The 15,627-nt window shown below is 65.2% G+C and carries 14 protein-coding genes and 1 tRNA gene; 8 read left to right on the forward strand and 7 right to left on the reverse strand.

Annotation, left to right across the window (positions count from 1 at the left end; genetic code table 11):
* Positions 1–26: 26 nt before the first annotated feature.
* From FJ964_RS10365 to FJ964_RS10375, 3 genes are read left to right on the forward strand one after another with little or no spacing between them, the layout of a single operon-like run.
* Positions 27–293, forward strand: coding sequence for a sarcosine oxidase subunit delta (locus FJ964_RS10365; RefSeq protein WP_140550301.1), 267 nt, complete (start codon positions 27–29; stop codon positions 291–293).
* A complete protein-coding gene (locus FJ964_RS10370; RefSeq protein ID WP_140550302.1) occupies positions 290–3,178 on the forward strand; it encodes a sarcosine oxidase subunit alpha family protein in 2,889 nt (962 codons plus the stop codon). Before FJ964_RS10365 ends, FJ964_RS10370 begins: the two co-directional genes overlap by 4 nt.
* Complete coding sequence (locus FJ964_RS10375) at positions 3,171–3,689, forward strand: hypothetical protein (RefSeq protein ID WP_140550303.1); 519 nt, start codon at positions 3,171–3,173, stop codon at positions 3,687–3,689. Before FJ964_RS10370 ends, FJ964_RS10375 begins: the two co-directional genes overlap by 8 nt.
* Here FJ964_RS10375 and FJ964_RS10380 read toward each other — a convergent pair.
* The 3 genes from FJ964_RS10380 to FJ964_RS10390 form a co-directional block, all read right to left on the reverse strand.
* Positions 3,679–4,164 (reverse strand): hypothetical protein, encoded by a 486-nt coding sequence (locus FJ964_RS10380; RefSeq protein ID WP_140550304.1) that lies wholly within the window; start codon positions 4,162–4,164, stop codon positions 3,679–3,681. The two genes, FJ964_RS10375 and FJ964_RS10380, sit on opposite strands and share 11 nt — an antisense overlap.
* A gap of 293 nt (positions 4,165–4,457) precedes the next feature.
* Positions 4,458–4,533 (reverse strand) — tRNA-Ala (locus FJ964_RS10385).
* A gap of 173 nt (positions 4,534–4,706) precedes the next feature.
* Positions 4,707–5,096 (reverse strand): TIGR02300 family protein, encoded by a 390-nt coding sequence (locus FJ964_RS10390; protein WP_140497238.1) that lies wholly within the window; start codon positions 5,094–5,096, stop codon positions 4,707–4,709.
* Positions 5,097–5,303: 207 nt separating this feature from the next.
* On the opposite strand from FJ964_RS10390, the gene aroA reads away from it, so the two are divergent.
* The 3 genes from aroA to rpsA all read left to right on the forward strand — a co-directional run bounded on the left by aroA (position 5,304) and on the right by rpsA (position 9,470).
* Positions 5,304–6,662: a 3-phosphoshikimate 1-carboxyvinyltransferase gene (aroA, locus tag FJ964_RS10395; protein WP_140550305.1), complete on the forward strand. Its 1,359-nt coding sequence runs from the start codon at positions 5,304–5,306 to the stop codon at positions 6,660–6,662.
* A 256-nt stretch (positions 6,663–6,918) separates the two neighbouring features.
* Positions 6,919–7,569 (forward strand): (d)CMP kinase, encoded by a 651-nt coding sequence (gene cmk / locus FJ964_RS10405; RefSeq protein WP_140550306.1) that lies wholly within the window; start codon positions 6,919–6,921, stop codon positions 7,567–7,569.
* 203 nt (positions 7,570–7,772) lie between these two features.
* The gene (gene rpsA, locus FJ964_RS10410) at positions 7,773–9,470 is read left to right on the forward strand and encodes a 30S ribosomal protein S1 (protein WP_140497246.1); all 1,698 of its coding nucleotides are present in this window, start codon (positions 7,773–7,775) and stop codon (positions 9,468–9,470) included.
* 108 nt (positions 9,471–9,578) lie between these two features.
* On the opposite strand, the gene FJ964_RS10415 is transcribed toward rpsA, so the two are convergent.
* From FJ964_RS10415 to FJ964_RS10430, 4 genes are all read right to left on the reverse strand, one after another.
* Positions 9,579–10,286 carry an SDR family NAD(P)-dependent oxidoreductase gene (locus tag FJ964_RS10415; protein WP_140550307.1) on the reverse strand — a complete coding sequence of 236 codons (708 nt, stop codon included), beginning with the start codon at positions 10,284–10,286 and terminating at the stop codon, positions 9,579–9,581.
* A gap of 212 nt (positions 10,287–10,498) precedes the next feature.
* Entirely contained in the window at positions 10,499–12,079 is a 1,581-nt protein-coding gene (locus tag FJ964_RS10420) for a 5-guanidino-2-oxopentanoate decarboxylase (RefSeq protein ID WP_140550308.1), read from the reverse strand.
* Positions 12,079–12,750, reverse strand: a complete 672-nt coding sequence (locus tag FJ964_RS10425) for a TetR family transcriptional regulator C-terminal domain-containing protein (RefSeq protein WP_140497252.1) — start codon at positions 12,748–12,750, stop codon at positions 12,079–12,081. The genes FJ964_RS10420 and FJ964_RS10425 overlap by 1 nt, the downstream gene beginning before the upstream one ends.
* Entirely contained in the window at positions 12,720–13,592 is an 873-nt protein-coding gene (locus FJ964_RS10430) for a dimethylarginine dimethylaminohydrolase family protein (protein WP_140550309.1), read from the reverse strand. The genes FJ964_RS10425 and FJ964_RS10430 overlap by 31 nt, the downstream gene beginning before the upstream one ends.
* Positions 13,593–13,803: 211 nt before the next feature.
* On the opposite strand from FJ964_RS10430, the gene FJ964_RS10435 reads away from it, so the two are divergent.
* A complete protein-coding gene (locus FJ964_RS10435) occupies positions 13,804–14,619 on the forward strand; it encodes an ABC transporter ATP-binding protein (RefSeq protein WP_140497256.1) in 816 nt (271 codons plus the stop codon).
* Positions 14,620–14,672: 53 nt separating this feature from the next.
* Positions 14,673–15,473: a transporter substrate-binding domain-containing protein gene (locus FJ964_RS10440; protein ID WP_140550310.1), complete on the forward strand. Its 801-nt coding sequence runs from the start codon at positions 14,673–14,675 to the stop codon at positions 15,471–15,473.
* The last annotated feature ends 154 nt before the right edge of the window (positions 15,474–15,627 follow it).

A 15,627-nucleotide genomic window follows, 5' to 3' on the forward strand; every position in this document is an offset into this window, starting at 1 on the left:
AAGACAAGGATCAGGACTAGGCGATCATGCAGCTTTTCCCTTGCCCGTTCTGCGGCCCGCGCGACGAGACCGAGTTCCACTATGGCGGCGATGCCGGCAATGTCAGGCCTGATGGCGCCGAGGTGCCGATCGAGCACTGGGCCAACTATCTCTATCTGCGCTCCAACCCAAAAGGCGCGGCGCGCGAGATATGGGTGCATATGAACTGCGGCGAATTCTTCGTCATGGCGCGTGACACGGTTACGCACAAGGTGCTGTCTTCGACTGCCCTGGGCGGGGAGCACGCGGCGTGACCGCCTCGCGCCTTAGCACGGGCGGCAGCGCCATCGACCGCTCGCACCCGATCCGCTTCAGCTTCGACGGCGCCACCGTGCAGGGATTCGCCGGCGACACCATCGCCTCCGCGCTGCTGGCCGCCGATGTCGCGGTCGTCGGCCGCAGCTTCAAATACCACCGGCCGCGCGGCATCTGGGGCGCGGGCGTGGAGGAGCCGAACGCGCTGGTGGATATTGGCGGTCCGCGGGCGACGCCGAACACACGCGCGACGACCGAGCCGGCGCGCGACGGGCTGGTGGCCAAAAGCGTCAACGCGACACCCAATGCGCTGGCCGACCGCAACGCCTTCCTCGATCGCTTTTCCCACTTCATTCCGGCCGCCTTCTACTACAAGACCTTCATGTGGCCGGACTGGCACATGTTCGAGCCACGCATTCGCGCCATGGCGGGACTGGGTCAGGTAGACAAGGACTGGACGTCGCCCGGCCCGGCAGACCAGATCAACCATCATTGCGACGTGCTGGTGATCGGCGCTGGACCGGCCGGGCTGGCAGCGGCAAGGCTGGCGGCCGGCGCCGGCCAGTCCGTCATGCTGGTCGACGACCAGCAAAAACCCGGCGGCTCGCTTGGCCACCGCGCCGGCGAGATCGACGGCAAGCCGGCGGCCGTCTGGGTCGAAGAGACCGTTGCGGAGCTTTCCGCCGACGGTCACCTGGTCCTGCCTTCGACCACCGCCTTCGGCATCTACGACCACAATCTGGTCGGGCTCAACCAACACCATTTCGACGGCCGGCCGGACACGCTGTGGCGGATCAGGCCGCGCCGGATCGTGCTGGCGACGGGCGCCATCGAGCGGCCCCTGCCATTCGCCAACAACGACCTGCCGGGCATTCTCTCGGCGGACGCGGCACTCAGCTATCTCAGGCGCCATGCGGTGCTGGCCGGCCGCCGCATCGTCGTCGCCACCAACAATGACAGCGCCTATGAAGTGGCGGAGGCGGCCGCCGAGGCCGGCGCCGACGTGACGCTTGTCGACAGCAGGCGCGACGGCATGCCCGCTGCGCTCGGCAAGGTGCGGATGCTCGAGGGGCGTGCGCTCACCGCCGCAGCCGGCAAGCTGCGCGTCCAGGGTGTGACGCTGGACGACGGCACCAGGCTCGACGCCGATTGCGTGCTGGTGTCGGGCGGCTGGACGCCGACCATCCATCTCTTCGGCCAGGCCAAGGGCAAGCTCGCCTGGAGCGAGGCGCGCGCGGCCTTCCTGCCGGGCGATCCGGTAGAGGGCATGGCGGTGGCCGGAGCTGCCGCAGGCGCGGTCTCGTTGTCGGAGGTATTCGCCGGCTCGCAGAAAGCCGTCGCGTCGCTCGGTCCGACGAAGGCCGCAGTGCCGCGCAGCAGCGGAACCGAGGCGACCGGCGGCATAACAGCGGCATGGCCAACGCCCGGTTCGAAGGGACGCATCTGGATCGATTACCAGAACGACGTGACAGTGAAGGACATAGAACTGGCGGCGCGCGAAAATTTCGTCTCGGTCGAACATCTGAAGCGCTACACCACGCTCGGCATGGCGACCGACCAGGGCAAGACTTCCAACCTGCCGGGCCTGGCGCTGATGGCCGGGATCACCGGCCGCACGGTGCCGGAAGTCGGCACCACAACCTATCGTCCGCCGTTCACGCCGGTGCCGCTGGCAAGCTTCGCCGGCGCGCGCAGCGGCGAACTGATGGCGCCGGTGCGGCGGCTGCCGCTGGAGGGCGTGCATCGTGCCAGCGGCGCCATATTCCAGGAGTATGGCGGCTGGCTGCGCCCAGCCCATTACGGCGGTGGCGGCGGCGCCGATGCGGATCGCTCGATCCAGGACGAGGCCCGCCGCGCCCGCCAGTCCGTCGCGTTGTTCGACGGCTCGACGCTCGGCAAGATCGAGGTGATCGGACCCAAGGCGGCCGAGTTCGTCGATTTCATCTATTACAATACCATGTCGACGCTGAAGCCGGGCCGCTGCCGCTACGGTTTCATGCTGTCCGAGAACGGCGTGGTCTTCGACGACGGCGTGCTGGTGCGGCTGGACGAGCATCGCTTCGTCGTGTCGTGCTCGTCCTCGCACGTGGCCGCCGTGCATGCGCGGCTCGAGGAGTGGCGCCAGGACCGGTTTGGACGCGGCGCCGTCTACATCCACAACGCCACCGCGGAAATGGCGACCCTGACCGTTTCGGGACCGAACGCCCGGAAACTGCTCGAGACGATTGATCTCGGCCTTTCGCTCGACGATGGCGAGCTGCCGCACATGGCGGTCGGCCAGAGCAGCTATGACGGCGACGAGGTGCGCATCGCCCGCGTCAGCTTCACCGGCGACAGAAGCTACGAGATCTCCATCCGCGCCGATCGCGCCGAGCCTCTGTGGGCGCGCCTGCGCGACGCCGGGCAGGCGTTCGATGCGGTTGTCATCGGCCTGGAGGCGCTGATGATCCTGCGCGCCGAGAAAGGGTTCATCGTGATCGGCAAGGACACCGACGGCACCACGCTGCCGCACGACCTTGGCGTCGGGGGCCCGCGGGCAAAGCGCCAGACCGAATTCGTCGGCCGCCGCTCGCTGCTCACCGAGGAGGCTTCGCGCGACGACCGCATGCAGTTGGTCGGGCTGACGGTCCCGTCCGGCGAAGCGCCGCTGCCGACCGGCGCGCATGGCATCAAGCGCAGTGGCGGCAAGCTGCGCAGCCAGGGCTTTGTCACCTCGAGCTACCGGAGCCCCGCGCTTGGCCGGCCGGTTGCGCTCGGCCTGATCGAGCGCGGCGCGGCCCGCCACGGCGAAACAATCGAAATCCTGCATCTCGGCAAGGCGATGACGGCGACGATCGCGGCGCCTTGCGCCTTCGACCCGGCAGGAGACCGGCTCAATGCGTGATCTCGCCCAAAAATGGCCGGCAGCGCCGGACTGGCAGTCGGCAACCATCGGTGCACCGGGTCTCGAAGCGCGCACGATCCCGGGTCTCCACCAATTGCTGGTCAGCGGCAACCTCGACGCCTGGGCGCGAATATCCGGCATGGACGGCAACGGCGTGGGCGCCTTCGGCTGCGCGCAAGGTGACCGCTATGCGGCACGGCTGGCGCGCGACCGCCTGCTCGTCGTGTCAAGCACACCGCTTGCCATCGCCGCGGGCTGGCACGCGGAAGGCTTCGCGGTTACGACGATCAGCGCCGGACTGCACGTGTTCGAGGTCGAAGGCTCGGCGATCGACGCTTTCATCGCGCGCGGATCAACGCTTGACCCAAAGCAGGAAAGCCCCAGTGCGGCACTTTCCTTCGCCGGCGTCAGTGCCATCGTCTACCGCCATCGGGACCGACTGCGCATCCATGTCGATCGCGGCTTGGCATCCTATCTCTGGATGTGGATGGAAACGGCTTTCAGAGCGTGAACGACCAGAACAGGCAGGCCAGCGTGGCCGCCGCGAAGACGACGAAAAACAGACTGCGCAAGAGCACGTTGCGGCGAAGCTCGTTCATGACGAAGTGGCAACCGACAATGGCCGCCGCAAACAGGAACCGCCAGTTCAGCAGCGCCCATAGGGCGTCGCGCTGGCCGAATGCCCATCTGGCGACGAGACAGCCTACGATGGAGGCAAGAAGCACGATCACCGTCCAGAAGATGGCATCGGCCGCATGGGTGAGCACGATGCTGGCGGCTCTGATCGGCAGGATCATCATCAGCAGCGCGCTGAAGAAATAGACGGCGGCGAGTGGTATGAACATCCCGGCATCGGCAATGCCGTCGAGGCGCCTGACGCCGATCGCACCGTAGGGGTAGCCATGCCTGGCCACCACCAGGCTCAAGGCCATGAGCAGCGCTGCCAGTACCGCGACCAGGGCGAAGGACGTGAGGGCTTTGCTCATGACGGTCCCCGTTCAAAGCGAATCAAAACAGGAACCGTTTTAGTCAATGGCCGCATATTGCGTAAGCACCGGCGCGCCCGACGGCGGCGAAATCGGCAGCCCAGCACCGCGCCGCGCCACCGGCTCATCCTCACTTGCCATCTATTCGGCGGCGACGTCGCCCCTGGAGCGGGCGGCCAGAACGAATTCGACCCCGTCGACCACTCGAGCGGCGCGCTTCAGGCTACCGCGCACAGCGATGTTCGAAGCTAAATCCGGTTTCTACAACCCTGGAAATTTGAGAAGTGACTGTTTGGTGGAGCCAATCGGAATCGAACCGACGACCTCTTGAATGCCATTCAAGCGCTCTCCCAACTGAGCTATGGCCCCACTTCCGGCAGTCAACCGGCGCCGTTTCCGGCGAAGAGATCCGGCGCGGGTTGGAGACCGCGCCGTTAGTGCAGGCGGCTTCTAACCCCACCCTTCGTCAATATCAAGCCTTCATCAGCGGCTTTTTCTTCACAAGCTGCGAAAGCCGGCAAACGCTTGCGTTCCCGGCCTTGTCAGACCTCGTCGTCGTCGTCGCCGACGCCGATCATGTCGGCGACATCGTCGTCTTCTTCCTCTTCGTCGGCGAGGAACGTATCGTCCTCGTCGTCGCCCAGGTCGACGTCATCCTCATCGTCGCCGAGATCGGGCAGATCGTCGCCCTTGACGTCTTCGTCGGCCTCTTCGAGCGAGACGACTTCTACGCCCTCCTCGTCCTCGGCGTCCACTTCCTTCTCGGCCACTTCCTCTTCCTCCTCGAGGGCGGCGATCTTGCCTTCCTCGAAATAGGAACGCGGATAGGTCTTGCCGGTATAGGGCGAGACGATCGGGTCCTTGTTCAGGTCGTAGAATTTTCGACCCGTTTCAGGGTCGATACGCTTTGTGCCAAGTTCGGTTTTTGCCACGGCAAGCCTCGTCGATAAAAGAGTGGTCCCCTTAACCACTGTTTGCAGCGCTGTCAAAGCCAAAAGCCGGCGTCACAAAACCATGCGTTGAAAGGCCTCGCGTCAAGTGACGACCATGGGGGATGACCATTTCGGCCCACCGTGATACGAGACCGCCGCAACAAATGAAAAGCGCCGGCCCGCCGGCATTCCGTCCAGGGAAATTCCATGTCTCACGCCGCCGCTTCCAAGCCGGCCACCGCCCGCAAATGTCAAGCGCTTTCCGGTACGGCGCGCGTGCCGGGCGACAAGTCGATCTCGCACCGCTCCTTCATGTTCGGCGGGCTCGCCTCCGGCGAGACCCGCATCACCGGCCTGCTCGAAGGTGAGGACGTGATGCGCACCGGTGCCGCGATGAAGGCGATGGGCGCGCATATCGAGAAGCGCGGCGACGAATGGGTGATCCGCGGCACCGGCAACGGCGCGCTGCTGCAGCCGGAAGGGCCGCTCGACTTCGGCAATGCCGGTACCGGCTCGCGCCTGACCATGGGCCTGGTCGGCACCTATGACATGGAAACGACCTTCGTCGGCGATGCTTCGCTGTCGGGCCGGCCGATGGGCCGCGTGCTGGAGCCGTTGCGCCAGATGGGCGTGCAGGTGCTGAAGGCAACGCCCGGCGACCGCATGCCGATCACGCTGCATGGGCCAAAGCATGCCGCCCCGATCACCTACCGCGTGCCGATGGCGTCCGCGCAGGTGAAGTCGGCGGTGCTGCTCGCCGGCCTCAACACGCCGGGCATCACCACCGTCATCGAGCCTGTCATGACGCGCGATCATACCGAAAAGATGCTGAAAGGATTTGGCGCCAATTTGTCGGTCGAGACCGACGAGCGCGGCGTGCGCCATATCTTCATCGAGGGCCAGGGCAAGCTCACCGGCCAGACGATCGCGGTGCCGGGCGACCCCTCCTCCGCCGGCTTCCCGCTGGTGGCGGCGCTGATCGTGCCGGGGTCCGACATCGTGATCGAAAACGTGCTGATGAACCCGACCCGCACCGGGCTGCTTTTGACTTTGCAGGAGATGGGCGGTCAGATCGAGATCTTGAACCCGCGCAATGCCGGCGGCGAGGACGTCGCGGACCTGCGCGTGCGCTATTCCGAACTCAAGGGCGTCACCGTGCCGGCCGAGCGGGCGCCGTCGATGATCGACGAGTATCCGGTGCTGGCCGTTGCCGCCAGCTTCGCCGAGGGCGAGACGCTGATGCAGGGGCTGGAGGAACTCAGGGTAAAGGAATCCGACCGGCTGTCGGCGGTCGCCAATGGACTGAAGCTCAACGGCGTCGACTGCACAGAGGGTGAGGCATCGCTCGCGGTGCGCGGAAAGCCCGGCGGCAAGGGCCTCGGCGGCCATCCCAATGGCCCGGACACGACCGTGCAGACCCATCTCGACCACCGCATCGCCATGAGTTTTCTCGTGATGGGGTTGGCGACGGAGAAGCCGGTGACGATCGACGACGCCAACATGATCGCGACGAGTTTCCCGGAATTCATGGGCCTGATGACGGGGCTCGGCGCGGAAATAGAGTGACGGTCGTGGCAACCAATAGCCTTGGCACGTTGGCGGGACAGCGCCCCCCTCTGTCCTGCCGGACATCTCCCCCACTTGGGGGGAGATTGGCAGCTTTGACGCTCTGCTCAATCCTGCGCCGTCGGCGATTGGCGAAAGCCGCGACGACGACTGATCTCCCCCCTCGTGGGGGAGATGTCCGGCAGGACAGAGGGGGGCGCGAAGGAACGCGGCATTCGCCGTATTCTTCGCACCTTTCAATCGCGGCGAGTGGCCAATGACACATGTCTTCACCATCGCCATCGACGGTCCCGCCGGAGCCGGTAAGGGCACGCTCGCCCGGCGTCTGGCCGATCATTACCGGCTGAACCTGCTCGACACCGGCCTCACCTACCGTGCCGTCGCCCATGCCTTGCTGCGGCTTGGCTTGCCGCTCGACAATGTCTCGGCGGCAGAGACGGCAGCGCGCCAAGTCGACCTGGCGAAGCTCGACCGGGCCGTGCTGTCGGCTCATGCAGTTGGCGAAGCGGCCTCGAAGGTCGCGGTGTTTCCAACGGTGCGGCGCATCCTGGTGGAGAAACAGCGCGAGTTTGCCAAATCCCCTCCGGGCGCCGTGCTCGACGGTCGCGACATCGGCACCGTGGTGTGCCCCGATGCCGACATCAAACTCTATGTGACCGCGAGCGCCGAGGTGCGGGCGCGACGGCGGCTGGCAGAGATCGAGAGCATCGGCGGCACGGCCGATTTCGCCGAAATCCTCGCCGATATCCGGCGCCGCGACGAGCGTGACATGGGCCGCGTCGACTCGCCCTTGAAACCTGCCCCCGACGCGCACTTGCTTGATACCAGCGAAATGGCTATAGAAGCCGCGTTTCTCGCGGCCAGAGCTGTCATCGACGACGTGCTGTCCAAGGGAAACAAGGCCTGATCCGGGTTTTCCCTCGTGCTTCCGTTGCTGGAGGCGAAGGAAATACCCATATCGGGCACGAACCAGCCTGCCAGCATTCTTCATGCGCCGGACTTGCCGCCTTAAGCGGCCAAGGGCTCTTTGCCCGGAACGCCGGCAGGCCAACGCAACGCTAACCCACGGCGCACGCCCCGCTAAAGATGCGGGGCATTCCAGGAGAAACAATGTCTGTAGCAAATCCCTCTCGCGACGATTTCGCGAGCATGCTCGAAGAATCATTCACCGCCGGCCATTCCGGCGAGGGCCAGGTTGTCCGGGGCACGATCACCGCGATCGAAAAGGATATGGCCATCATCGACGTCGGCCTCAAGGTCGAAGGCCGCGTGCCGCTGAAGGAATTCGGTGCTAAGGGCAAGGAATCCACCCTCAAGGTCGGCGACACGGTCGAAGTCTATGTCGAGCGCATCGAGAACGCGCTTGGCGAAGCCATGCTGTCGCGCGAGAAGGCTCGCCGCGAAGAGAGCTGGGTGCGTCTCGAAGAAAAGTTCACCAAGGGTGAGCGCGTCGAAGGCGTCATCTTCAACCAGGTCAAGGGCGGCTTCACCGTCGACCTCGACGGCGCCGTGGCGTTCTTGCCGCGCAGCCAGGTCGACATCCGCCCGATCCGCGATGTCTCGCCGCTGATGCACAACCCGCAGCCTTTCGAGATCCTCAAGATGGATCGCCGCCGCGGCAACATCGTGGTGTCGCGCCGCACCGTGCTCGAGGAGAGCCGCGCCGAACAGCGTTCGGAAATCGTGCAGAACCTCGAAGAGGGCCAGGTGGTCGAAGGCGTGGTCAAGAACATCACCGACTACGGTGCGTTCGTCGACCTCGGCGGCATCGACGGCCTGCTGCATGTCACCGACATGGCATGGCGTCGCGTCAACCATCCGACCGAGATCCTCAACATCGGCCAGACGGTCAAGGTGCAGATCATCCGCATCAACCAGGAAACGCACCGTATCTCGCTCGGCATGAAGCAGCTCGAGAGCGATCCGTGGTCGGAGATCGGCACCAAGTTCCCGATCGGCAAGAAGATCAAGGGCACCGTCACCAACATCACCGACTACGGCGCGTTCGTCGAGCTGGAGCCGGGCATCGAGGGCCTTATCCACGTTTCGGAAATGTCGTGGACCAAGAAGAACGTGCATCCCGGCAAGATCCTCTCGACGACGCAGGAAGTCGATGTCGTGGTGCTCGAAGTCGATCCGGCCAAGCGCCGCATCTCGCTCGGTCTCAAGCAGACGCTGGAGAACCCGTGGGAGGCCTTCGCGCGCAGCCATCCGGTCGGCAGCCAGGTCGAGGGCGAGGTCAAGAACAAGACCGAGTTCGGCCTGTTCATCGGCCTGGAAGGCGACGTGGACGGCATGGTGCACCTTTCCGACCTCGACTGGACCCGTCCGGGCGAGCAGGTGATCGAGGAGTACAATCGCGGCGACATGGTCAAGGCGCAGGTGCTCGACGTCGACATCGAGAAGGAGCGCATCTCGCTCGGCATCAAGCAGCTGGCCCGCGACACGGTCGGCGAAGCGGCGACCTCGGGCGAACTGCGCAAGAACGCCGTCGTCACCTGTGAGGTCATCGGCGTCAAGGATGGCGGTCTGGAAGTGCGGCTGGTGGAAAGCGGCATCGAGACCTTCATCAAGCGCTCCGACCTTTCCCGCGACCGCGACGAGCAGCGCCCCGAGCGCTTCACCGTCGGCCAGAAGGTGGACGCCCGCGTCATCGCCTTCGACAAGAAGACCCGCAAGCTGCAGGTCTCGATCAAGGCCCTGGAAATCGCCGAGGAGAAGGAAGCGGTCGCCCAGTACGGCTCGACCGACTCCGGCGCCTCGCTGGGCGACATCCTGGGCGCCGCGCTGAAGAAGCAGGGCAGCTAATCGCCCTTCCGCACAGGCCCGAAACAAAAACCCCGCCGGATCGCTCCGGCGGGGTTTTTCTTTGGCGAAACCTCGGGCACAGCCCGAACTCGAATTTAACTATGCGCGTTATGCGCGGCCGTAGAGTGGTACCAGCGTGCCGCTCATCGCCTGGTTGGCGGGCGAGGCAAGGTAGGCGATGGCCTCGGCCGCCGCTTCGAGGCTGACCCATTTGCTGAAATCGGCATCCGGCATGTCGGCGCGGTTGGCCGGCGTGTCGAGCGTCGAGGGCGCCACCGCATTGACCAGGATGCCCTGGTGCTTCAGTTCTTCCGCCATCGCCACCGTCATCGCCGCGACCGCCGCTTTGGAGGCGGCATAGGCGACCATGCCCGAGCCGCGGCGCAGATCGAGCCCGGCGCGAGCCGTGACATTGACGATGCGGCCGGCGGTGCCCGCCGCCAGCATCGAGCGCACCGCCGCACGGCTGCACAGGAACGCGGTGCGGGCATTGGTATCCATCATCTCGGCAAAGGAGGCGGATTCGATCTTCTCCACAGGCGCCTTGGCAAAGCCGCCGGCCAGATGGATCGATCCCCACAGGGCGGGAACCTGGGCATAGAAGGCTTCGACCTTGGCCGAGTCCGAGAGGTCGACATTGTGCGCCAGCCTGACGTTCTCATGGGTGGTGAAAGGGAAATGCAAAGGTGCCGCGGCATGGGCGTTCGGCACATGGCAGACCGCGCCCTCGCCCAGCAGCTTGCCTACGACCGCGCCGCCGAGCGCACCGGTCCCACCGGTCACAACGATATGCCTGCCCTGAAGTGTTTCCGTCATCCTGGACCGCTCCTGTCTTTTTTTGATTATGTCGCTTGTTTCGCCGCGCCGACGCGAAGCGTCGCGCCTTTCATGCGATCACTCAATTGATATCTCGACATGGCAGCCGTCGCGTCTTTGCATGTGTCGGGCAGCGGCGATCGATGCCGCGCAAAAGCCAAGCCGGCGAATGACCACGATGCAGTTAGGAGAATCGACGCCGGCGTGAAGTTTCAATCGACCGTGATTTCGATGACGCGCGGCAGCCCCGTTGCCCGGGCGCGCTTCAGCGCGAGCGGCAAGGCGCCGACATCCGTGAGCCGTTCGGCGCCGATACCATAGGCCTCGGCCAATTTGCAGAAATCGGGCGGTGCCGGGGACACCCCGACGGGTTCCACGCCGACGTCGAGCATCGAAGTCTCGATCTCGCGATAGCCCCTGTTATTCCAGACGACGAAGATAACAGGTGCCGCGGCATCAAGCGCCGCGCCAAGCTCGGGCAAGGTGAACTGGAAGCCACCGTCGCCGGTGAGGCAGACGACGGGCGCGTCGGGCATGGCGAGCGCCGCGCCCACCGCCGCCGGCGGGCCGTAGCCCAGCGCGCCGAAGCCGGTGGCGGCGTTGAACCAGCCGCCCGGCCGGTCGTGATCGTAATAGAGGTTGGCAGCGTAGACGGGCTGGGTGGAGTCGCCGACGATGATCGCGCCCGGCAAGGCGTCGCGGATGGCTTCCACCGCATGGACCTGCGCCGCATGGACGGTGGTCAGTTCGGCGCGAGCCGCCTTTCGCGCCGCCGCGGCGCGGTTCTTCCCGTCCTCTCTGTCCTCGTCGGCCGAGCCGAGCGCGGCAAGCAAGGCTTCGATCGCCTCGGCGCAGTCGGCCTGGATGGCCACCGTCGCCGGACGGCGCGCCAGCTGGTCGGCGCCGATGTCGATGCGGATCAGATTGGCCGGCAGGACGAATCCGCCATCGCCATAGCCGTCATAATCGGTCGGGCCGAACTCGGTGCCGGCGGCAATGACCAGATCGGCCTCGCTCATCAGCGCGCGCACGGCTTTCAGGCTGGGGCTGGCCGGCACGCAGAGCGGATGGCGGTGGAGCAGGCCGCGCGCATTGGTCGTCTCGACGACCGGCGCGCCCAGCCTTTCGGCCAGGCGCCGCAGCGCATCCTCGGCGCGCTTGGCGCCGCCGCCGGCCAGGATGAGCGGGAGCCTGGCCGTCGCACAAAGGCTGGCCGCCTCGGCGATGGCCGCAGCGGCCGGAGCCGGCGGCGCGGCATTGCTCAGCTCCGCCGCGATCCCATCCGCAGGCTTGACCATGACGTCGGTCGGAATCTCGATATGCACCGGGCCCGGCCGCGATGAGGAAAACAGTGCGAAGGCACGGGCGAGCGCGCCGGGCAGTTCGCCGGCTTCGGTGATGCGTTGCGAAAACAGCGCCACCTTTTCCATCATGCCGCGCTGGTCCGGCAGTTCGTGCAGGAAGCCCAGGCCCTTGCCCAGCGTCGGCGTGGCGTTGACGCCCGAGATCACCAGCATCGGCACCGAATCGGCACGCGCCTGTCCCATGGCGGTGATGGTGTTGGTCAGCCCCGGCCCGGTGATGACGAAGGCCACGCCCGGCCGGCCGCCGGCGCGCGCATAGCCGTCGGCCATGAAGCCCGCGCCCTGCTCGTGGCGCGGCGTGACATGGCGGATCTTCGAACGCGCCAACCCGCGATAAAGCTCGACCGTATGAACGCCGGGAATACCGAAGACGGTGTCGACGCCATGCGACTCGAGCAGTGAAATCAACGCTTCGCCAATGGTCGTCATTAGTGTTCTCCCCTTTCCGGCTCGAGGCCGAGCTCGGCTTCGACAGCCTTGATCCCGATCGCCGCCAATTCGCCGGGCGAGAACATCTCGCCGGCCAGGCAGCCTTCGATCCAGAGTCCGTCGATGATCGCGTTGATCGCGATGGCATGGTGGCGCAACTGGCTTGCGTCCGGCTTGCACTGTTCGGCGGCGAGCACTTCGGCCACAACCGCCTCCACCTCGTTGCGAAAGCCGAGATAGCCTTCGCGGTGGGCACGGGCCAGGGTCGGATCCGCACCGGCGCGGCCGATGAAGGTTGCCCAGAGCGAAAAAACCCGCGCGTCGATGATCGGCGCGTTGAGGTTGGCGGTGACGAAAGCCGCAAGGCGTTGCCGCGGCGAGGCATCTTCCATGACCAATGCTGCTTTCGCCTGCTCGGTCATGCGGCCGACCAGTGCCGTGTAGGCCTCCTGCAGCAATTCTTCCTTGCCGGGGAAATAGTGCCGGATCAGCCCGGCGGTGACGCCGGCACGCAATGCGATGGTGCGCAAGGTGGCGCCCTGCAGCCCATGTTCGGCCACGCTGTCCAGGGTCGCCTCGATCAGATCCTGCCGCCGCCGCTCCTCGCCCTCGCGACGGAACTTGCGGCGGGATGGCGCATTCATTGGCGCAGGATCGGCCGCGTCAGGCATGTCGGCCCGCCTTCGCAGGCGATGCAGAGCGCATCCGCCTCGAAGACTTCAACCATGCAGCCGGCGGCCTCCATCGCGGCCTTGGTCTTGGGAAAGCCTGCAACGGCAATGACCTTGAGCGGGCTGGTCGGCAGTACGTTAAGGCTGAGGCCGTTGGAAGAAGCGAACTCCCCGGCGTCGCCTTCGACCAGCCGGATGCCGCGTGCCTTCAGCATTTGATAGAACGGGGCCGGCAAAAGCGGTGAATAAACCAGCGCGAGGTCGTCGGCCAACGGGCTGATCACCGACATCAGATGCAGGCACGCCTCTTCGCCCTGCCACAGCGGCAGATCAAAGCCGTAGACGGAAATGCCCAGCGGCGTCAGCAGGTTGGAAACCTGCTGGATGCCGTCCTGGTTGGAGCGGACACCGCGCCCGATCGCCAGCGTGCGGGTGTCCACCCAGACACAATCACCGCCTTCGACCTGACCAGGAGCCTCGACGCGGCCGAGGATCGGAATGCCCAGCCTAGTGTAGGTTTCCTCATGCAGCGAGGGCTCCCTGGCGCGCAATGGCTTACCCATGGACAGGATCAGCGCGCCGCGACTCGTCATCAGCGATGGGTCGTGCGTGAACACCGAATCCGAAAGTCCGTCGGCCTTGTCTTCGATCCATTCGATTTCAGCGCCGGAAGCCGCCACCAACTCAGCAAGGGCCGCGTGCTGCGAGGCAGCTTTCGCCGGATTGAACCCCGGGCCATAGTGCCAGGCAGATCTGTCGGCGTCGCGCATTGCGTTGGCAGCCGACCGCATCAGCACGCGCCGCAGCGTCGCCGCCATGGACTGTGATCCGAAAGCGCTCATCGGTGCCCTTCTTAGCTGAAAAAAATCGAGAAAATTTCATGAAAGGCTATTTATACACTTGCACAACAAGGCCGCAAGTGCCGTAATGAGCGGGATTGACGGGCTCGCGCTGTTGGGTCCATGCTGAAGTCTGGAGCGGGGCAGTACAGCGTATGTTGATTAGCCGGGTAGACGTTCGACGAGCTGCCATCGACCACACGGAGGTCACCCGTTGAGCACGGCGGGAGTTGCCGCAGCCCCATCCGGTGAGGCGCAAAACGGCGCCGCCGAAGCCATCCACGTCGAGAACCTGCACAAGAAATTCGGTGAGCTGCATGTGCTGAAGGGCGTCTCGCTCTCGGCGCGCGACGGCGAGGTCATCGCCATCATCGGCGGTTCGGGCTCAGGCAAATCGACGCTGTTGCGCTGCATCAACTGCCTGGAGAATCCGACCAGCGGCATCATTCGCGTCAATGGCGAGGAGATCAAGCTGAAGGCCGACAGCCACGGCCATACCGTGCCGGCCGACCGCAGGCAGATCGAACGCATCCGCTCCAAGCTCGGCATGGTGTTCCAGAATTTCAATCTGTGGAGCCACATGACGCTGATCGAGAACGTCATCGAGGTTCCCGTGCATGTGCTGGGCGTCAAGCGCGACGCGGCGATCGCCCAGGCCGAAAAGCTGCTCGTCCGCGTCGGCCTCGCCGAAAAGCGGGACGTCTATCCGGCCTACCTGTCGGGCGGCCAGCAGCAGCGCGCCGCGATCGCTCGCGCATTGGCGATCAATCCGCGCGTCATGCTGTTCGACGAACCGACCTCGGCGCTCGACCCCGAACTGGTCGGCGAGGTGCTTAGAGTGATCGGCGACCTGGCGCGCGAAGGCCGCACCATGGTGCTGGTCACCCACGAGATGAAGTTTGCGCGCGAGGTCGCGACGCATGTCGTCTATCTATACAATGGACTGGTCGAGGAGGAAGGCCCGCCGGAGCAGATCTTCGGCGCGCCCAGATCCGAAAGGCTCAAGCAATTCATCCGCAACATCGGCTAGCAAACCGAGGGCGGAAGAAAACCGGGAACCAACAACAAACTGGGAGTCGTGAAATGAAGACTGTTCTGAAGACGTTCGCCGCAGCGCTGCTGCTCGGCGTCGCCGCCATGGGCGTGGCCAAGGCCGATCCGGTCAAGATCGGCGTCGCCGCCGAGCCCTATCCGCCCTTCACCTCGCCGGATGCTTCGGGCAAATGGGTCGGCTGGGAGATCGACTTCATCGACGCGGTCTGCGCCGAGGAGAAGCTCGACTGCGTCATCACGCCCGTCGCCTGGGACGGCATCATCCCGGCGCTGACCACCAAGAAGATCGACCTCATCGTCTCTTCGATGTCGATCACCGACGAACGCAAGAAGACGATCGACTTCTCGGATAAGTACTACAACACGCCGACGGCGATCATCGGACCGAAGGACCAGAAATTCGGCTCCGCGCCGGACGACCTCAAGGGCAAGATCCTGGGCGTCCAGGTGTCGACCGTGCATGCCGTCTACGCCAAGAAGCATTTCGGCGCCACGGCATCCGAGATCAAGGAATACCAGACGCAGGACGAGGCCAACAATGACCTTGCCGCCGGGCGCCTCGATGCGGTGCAGGCCGATTCCATCGCGCTTGGCGAGTTTCTCAAGACCGACCAGGGCAAGGCCTGCTGCGACCTGAAGGGCATGGTGGCTCCGGACGACGAAGTGCTCGGACCGGGCGTCGGCGCCGGCGTGCGCAAGGAAGACACCGAGTTGAAGGAAAAGATCAACGCCGGCATCAAGGCGATCCGCGCCAACGGCAAGTATGACGAGATCTCGAAGAAATACTTCGATTTCGACATATATGGCGGCGATGGCGCGCAGTCGAACTGACGTGGCGATGCCACGCAGTCGAACTGACGACCATCGCATGGGCTGGAAGACAAGGCGCTGACGCCAAGTCCTCCGGCCCGACCTTTCCCACGCACCCTTGCCGCCGGCCGCTCGCGCCGGCGGATTGAGCCAGCAATCCGGGGGCGAAGCTGAT

The organism is Mesorhizobium sp. B2-3-2 (genome assembly GCF_006442295.1).
Lineage (GTDB): Bacteria > Pseudomonadota > Alphaproteobacteria > Rhizobiales > Rhizobiaceae > Mesorhizobium.